This window comes from Kushneria avicenniae, from assembly GCF_900112585.1.
Taxonomy (GTDB): Bacteria; Pseudomonadota; Gammaproteobacteria; order Pseudomonadales; family Halomonadaceae; genus Kushneria; species Kushneria avicenniae.
The window spans coordinates 1-4,513 of record NZ_FOLY01000013.1 but is presented as its reverse complement, the minus strand read 5'-3'; the positions used below and the strand labels follow the sequence as shown (position 1 = coordinate 4,513).

The 4,513-nt window shown below is 55.0% G+C and carries 9 protein-coding genes and 1 pseudogene; 9 read left to right on the top strand and 1 reads right to left on the bottom strand.

Annotated elements, in window-relative coordinates; translation table 11 throughout:
- The first annotated feature begins 92 nt into the window (after positions 1-92).
- From BM079_RS16505 to BM079_RS17030, 5 genes and pseudogenes are all read left to right on the top strand, one after another.
- A complete protein-coding gene (locus tag BM079_RS16505; protein WP_090136305.1) occupies positions 93-1,025 on the top strand; it encodes a replication initiation protein in 933 nt (310 codons plus the stop codon).
- Positions 1,026-1,040: 15 nt separating this feature from the next.
- The gene (locus tag BM079_RS16500; RefSeq protein WP_139215334.1) at positions 1,041-1,415 is read left to right on the top strand and encodes a hypothetical protein; all 375 of its coding nucleotides are present in this window, start codon (positions 1,041-1,043) and stop codon (positions 1,413-1,415) included.
- 527 nt (positions 1,416-1,942) lie between these two features.
- Positions 1,943-2,104, top strand: coding sequence for a hypothetical protein (locus BM079_RS16765; RefSeq protein ID WP_175489748.1), 162 nt, complete (start codon positions 1,943-1,945; stop codon positions 2,102-2,104).
- Positions 2,091-2,426 (top strand): MobC family plasmid mobilization relaxosome protein, encoded by a 336-nt coding sequence (locus BM079_RS16490; RefSeq protein WP_446685135.1) that lies wholly within the window; start codon positions 2,091-2,093, stop codon positions 2,424-2,426. Before BM079_RS16765 ends, BM079_RS16490 begins: the two co-directional genes overlap by 14 nt.
- A pseudogene (locus tag BM079_RS17030) lies at positions 2,426-2,749 on the top strand (hypothetical protein); the annotation flags it as partial. The gene BM079_RS16490 and the pseudogene BM079_RS17030, both read left to right, overlap by 1 nt.
- Here BM079_RS17030 and BM079_RS16915 read toward each other — a convergent pair.
- Positions 2,669-2,863, bottom strand: a complete 195-nt coding sequence (locus BM079_RS16915; RefSeq protein WP_245743227.1) for a hypothetical protein — start codon at positions 2,861-2,863, stop codon at positions 2,669-2,671. The pseudogene BM079_RS17030 and the gene BM079_RS16915 sit on opposite strands and share 81 nt — an antisense overlap.
- 250 nt (positions 2,864-3,113) lie before the next feature.
- On the opposite strand from BM079_RS16915, the gene BM079_RS16805 reads away from it, so the two are divergent.
- From BM079_RS16805 to BM079_RS16470, 4 genes are all read left to right on the top strand, one after another.
- A complete protein-coding gene (locus tag BM079_RS16805; RefSeq protein WP_217639722.1) occupies positions 3,114-3,560 on the top strand; it encodes an MbeB family mobilization protein in 447 nt (148 codons plus the stop codon).
- Entirely contained in the window at positions 3,561-3,788 is a 228-nt protein-coding gene (locus tag BM079_RS16480; protein ID WP_090136300.1) for an MbeD family mobilization/exclusion protein, read from the top strand. It begins immediately after the preceding gene.
- Positions 3,789-3,887: 99 nt separating this feature from the next.
- The gene (gene relB, locus BM079_RS16475) at positions 3,888-4,112 is read left to right on the top strand and encodes a type II toxin-antitoxin system RelB family antitoxin (RefSeq protein ID WP_090136298.1); all 225 of its coding nucleotides are present in this window, start codon (positions 3,888-3,890) and stop codon (positions 4,110-4,112) included.
- Positions 4,096-4,362 (top strand): type II toxin-antitoxin system RelE family toxin, encoded by a 267-nt coding sequence (locus tag BM079_RS16470; protein ID WP_175489747.1) that lies wholly within the window; start codon positions 4,096-4,098, stop codon positions 4,360-4,362. The genes relB and BM079_RS16470 overlap by 17 nt, the downstream gene beginning before the upstream one ends.
- The last annotated feature ends 151 nt before the right edge of the window (positions 4,363-4,513 follow it).

Genomic DNA, 4,513 nt, shown 5'->3' with positions numbered 1-4,513 from the left:
TAAAAACAACGGGATAGAAAAGAAAACGCCCCCGAACCCGGATTAGCTTGGCGGCAAGACGGGAACGAGGGCGCACACAACATGGAGATATTGTGGCCCAACCCGATACCGGGTGCCAAGTCCCGAACCTTGCCAATTTGGCAACCTTCCGAGATCGGCTCCCCAGCAAGCCCTATCATACCGACCAGCTCGACACCGGTCTGCGCATTCGTGACGTCGAAAAGGCCCTCCAGGCGCGTTATATCCAGCCCAACGGCCCAACCCACCGCTATTGGCTGATCTACGACGTGGACCGTTGCGGCGCGGCGCTCGACTGGAACGATCGCAACGCACCACCCCCGACGATCGTTGCCCAGAATCCTGAAAACGGTCATGCCCACCTGATCTACGGTCTGGAAGTCCCTGTACGCACCGCCCCCGATGGCAAACCCGGCCCGATTCGCTACGCAGCGGCCGTGGATTGCGCTCTGAGAGCCGTTCTGGATGCAGATGAGGGATACAGTGGGTTGATATGCAAAAACCCGCTGAACGGCTTCTGGCGCGTTTCTGAGTGGGCGACACAGCTCTATTCGCTGGCCGATCTGGACGGCTGGCTTGATCTCAGTGCCTACAGCGACCGGCGCAAGCGTCTCCCTGATTACGGACTGGGCCGTAACTGCAATCTGTTCGAGCGTCTGCGGCACTGGGCCTACCGCGCCATACGACAGGGCTGGCCAGACTATGAGCGCTGGTTCGAAGCGGTCTACCAGCGCGCCAAGGCATACAACGACTTCACAGATCCGCTATCCGACAGCGAAGTGCACCATACCGCTCGCAGCGTGGCGAAATGGACACACCAACATCTTTCACAGGCTGGGTTTTCTACTGCGCAATCTCAAAGAGGTCGTAGGAAGGGTAAGAAATCTAGAGAAGCACTTGTTCCCAAGGTTAGAGAAATGGCGATTCAAGGCATTTCAAACCGTAAAATAGCTTTAGAATTAGGGATTGATCATAAGACAGTGGGAAACTGGCTTAAAAATTTATAGATCGAGGATAAAATATTGTTTTTTAATAAAAAATCTGAAGCCGAAAAAGAAATAAAGAATTATGAGAAAGTCTTTAAATCTGAAAGAGGTGCAACGTTTAAGGGACCTGTGGGAATGTCGCTCAACCTTGTCTACAGCGGCTTTCGACAGCAGTACGATGGAGTAAATTCGTTCGTCTCTAAATCACAAAAAGAACAAGACGCTTATCTAGAGAAGCTAATGCACATGCATGAAGCTGCCGAAGCTAAAGAGCAGCATCCAACAATGATAGCGGTGCATATATTTACCCTGTATCTAATATCTGCACAAGAAGGAGACAAGGCCGCTCATGCTAAAGCCAAAGCTCTTATGACAGAGCTGTCAAAAGCAGGGGACCTTATCTCTGGCTAAGTGGGGAAAAGCCTTATCAGATAATAGCCTCTGGGAATTTACGCCTTGGTGAGATTTCTAAACGATTCCGGACTTTTGGCTAGGTGGTAATCGAGCTCCTCCCAACTGATATTGTCTCCTTTCTTGGTTCTCATGGCGTCGATGATTCCTCGAAGTCCGGCTCGGTTATCCTTGCCGCCTTCGAATCCGTTCCTGTTCAGCCAATCTCTAAGCTCGTACCATCCGGTACTCTCATTGGTATCTATGAATTTTTGATCGCTTTTCGACATCTTCTGTCTCTCTCTTTGCCGCCTATTGATAAGGGTATCCTTATCAACGTTACAGATTCTTTCCTCTTATGCATAGCTTTACGTTTTTATGCACCTAAGCCAGCATACACAGCGGGCCCTTTTTCTCGCTTCGCTCGGCTGGGCCGCTGTGAGCTGGATCAGGGGATTACATCCCCCGATACCCCCTGTTCCTGCCTGCTGCTTCCGACCCTTCGGGCCGTCGCAGCAGGCAGGTCAGTGAATGCCAAGGAGAGTTGAATGGCCGAACGTGATTACTGCATTGATCGTGAGCCTGATGGTGATCTTTGGCTTCTGGAGTTAATCGAGGATGGCCAGGTGGTCTGGGTGTTTCCTTGTGATAGCCATGATGAGGCTCTGGCTGGTGGCACGGTCTGGATTTGTGAGGATGCTGATGGCTGATGTGATGCGGGAAAAGACCATCAAGGTGCGTTGCACCGTTGAGGAATATGAATCGTTAAGGCAGCGCTGTCCCAAAGCTCGACTGGCCGAATGGATGCGGGAGCATTGTTTGACGCCTGAAGGTGGCCGGTCACGACCCTCAAAAGCGCCTGAATCCGTCGATCCTGCGTTATTGCGTCAGCTCGCCGGTATTGGAAACAACCTGAATCAGGTGGCAAGACGCGTGAACAGTGGAGAATGGGGCGCGATGGATCGCGTTCAGGTCATCGCCGCCTTGGCAGCGGTTGAGCGTGAGCTGGCCGAGCTGCGGGCGCAGCAGTAATGATCGTCAAATTCACGCCTCGCGGTACCGGGCGCGGAAGCGGCCCGGTTGAATATCTGTTGGGCCGGGATCGCAACCGTGATGGCGCCATGCTGTTGAGTGGCGATGCCGACCAGACCCGGCAATTGATCGACAGCAGTCGGTACGCCAAGAAGTACACCTCTGGTGTGCTCTCCTTTCAGGAGCCCGATATCAGTGACGCGGCCAAGCGTCAGATCATGGATTCCTTCGAAAAGGCCCTGTTACCCGGCCTCGATGGTGACCAGTACGACTGTCTGTGGGTCGAGCACCGTGACAAGGGGCGTCTGGAGCTCAATTTTGTGGTGGCCAACATCGAACTGACTACCGGCCACCGTCTGCAACCCTATTACGCCCCCGCTGATCGCCCTCGGATTGACGCTTGGAAAGTCGTCACCAATGCCGAATATGGCCTTCATGACCCTGATGACCCCGCCAATCAGCGCGCCATGACTTATCCCGCGGATCTGCCACGTGACCGGCTCAAGGCCCAGCAGCAAATTACCGGTGGTTTACTGGCGCTGGCCCAACAGGGCGAGATACGCAGCCGACGGGACGTTATCGAGACACTTGAAAGTGCCGGTTTCACCGTGACCCGAGAGACCAAAAGCAGCATCAGTATTGCTGACCCTGAAAACGGTCGGCCCCTGCGACTACAAGGAAAGCTCTATGAGCGACATTTCACGCATGGCAGCGGCCTTCGAGGAGAAATCGAAGCAGCAAGCCGAGAATACCGAGCAGGCCGTGAAGCACGCCTTCGAGAAGCACGAGAGCGCCTTGCTGTCGGCATTGAGCGAAAGCGAGCAGAAAACCAGCGCCGCCATTGCCGCCCAGCACCAGAGATTGCGCCAGACCGCACTCAAGAGCTGGATGGCCATCGTTATACCGGTATCCCTGACGTTTCTTCTGGGCGCGAGCGCCATCGTGACCATGGGCTGGTACATCGACCACCAGGTGAACGAAATCCTCAACAACCGAACCACGCTGGAGACGTTGCACGAGAAGGGTGGCAGCGTGGATCTGAGCCACTGCGGCGAGGACCGGCGCCTGTGCGTGAAGATCGACGAGAGCGCCGGACGGTATCAGGGCGGTTATCAGGTCATGGAGGGGTACTGAGTGACGAATCTGGAGCAAGAGCTGCTGAACGCCTTCGAGCAACTACAGCGCGATTACGAGCAGCAGCAGAAGACATGGCAAAGCGCCTACGACAATTTGCAGACCATGTTCGAGACCACCAGACGCGACAACGCGGCGTTGAGCAAGCAGGTCGAGCGCTTGAGCAATCAGGTCAACGACTTGAGCGAGAAGGTGGCGCGCTGGACGCCAGAAGGCAAGAGGCGCTAAAGCAACATCATCGAGGCCATGACCGGGGCATGAGCCTCTAGCCAAGCGGCCAGCACCAGCATATGATATACACGTATATCAATACAGGAGTGACGCATCATGCTCGCTATCCGCCTGCCCAGTGACATCGAAGAACGTCTGAACGCCCTGGCCAAGGCCACCGGGCGTACCAAGACCTACTACGCCCGTGAAGCCATCCTTGAGCATCTCGAAGACCTCGAAGATATCTATATGGCCGAGCAGACGCTTGAACGCCTGCGTAGTGGCGAGGAAACACGGCACAGTCTGGATGACGTGGAGCGGGATATTGGCCTGGCAAATTGAGCTGACCGGCGATGCCCGCAAACAGTTGCAAAAGATGGGGCACACGGACGCCAAGCGTATCCGTGATTACCTGCGCGAACGCCTTCAACCACTGGAAGACCCAAGGCAACTGGGAAAGCCCCTCAAGGGCAATATGGGAGAGCTCTGGCGTTACCGAGTGGGCGATTATCGGCTGATTGCCAGTCTCGAGGACGACCGGGTGTGTATCCTGATCGTCCGCATTGGGCATCGTCGCGAGATTTACCGCTGATACCGGCAGGCAGGCTTTGAGCAGGCCAGTGACTGGACGAGCACCATCCCGGAGAGTAAAAACAACGGGATAGAAAAGAAAACGCCCCCGAACCCGGATTAGCTTGGCGGCAAGACGGGAACGAGGGCGCACACAACATGGAGATATTGTG

Excerpts from the sequence above, each read along its gene's own strand:
- BM079_RS16765 (WP_175489748.1), top strand. The coding sequence starts at position 1,943 with ATGGCCGAACGTGATTACTGCATTGATCGTGAGCCTGATGGTGATCTT.
- BM079_RS16490 (WP_446685135.1), top strand. The coding sequence starts at position 2,091 with ATGCTGATGGCTGATGTGATGCGGGAAAAGACCATCAAGGTGCGTTGC.
- BM079_RS16915 (WP_245743227.1), bottom strand. The coding sequence starts at position 2,863 with ATGAAGGCCATATTCGGCATTGGTGACGACTTTCCAAGCGTCAATCCG.
- BM079_RS16805 (WP_217639722.1), top strand. The coding sequence starts at position 3,114 with ATGAGCGACATTTCACGCATGGCAGCGGCCTTCGAGGAGAAATCGAAG.
- relB (WP_090136298.1), top strand. The coding sequence starts at position 3,888 with ATGCTCGCTATCCGCCTGCCCAGTGACATCGAAGAACGTCTGAACGCC.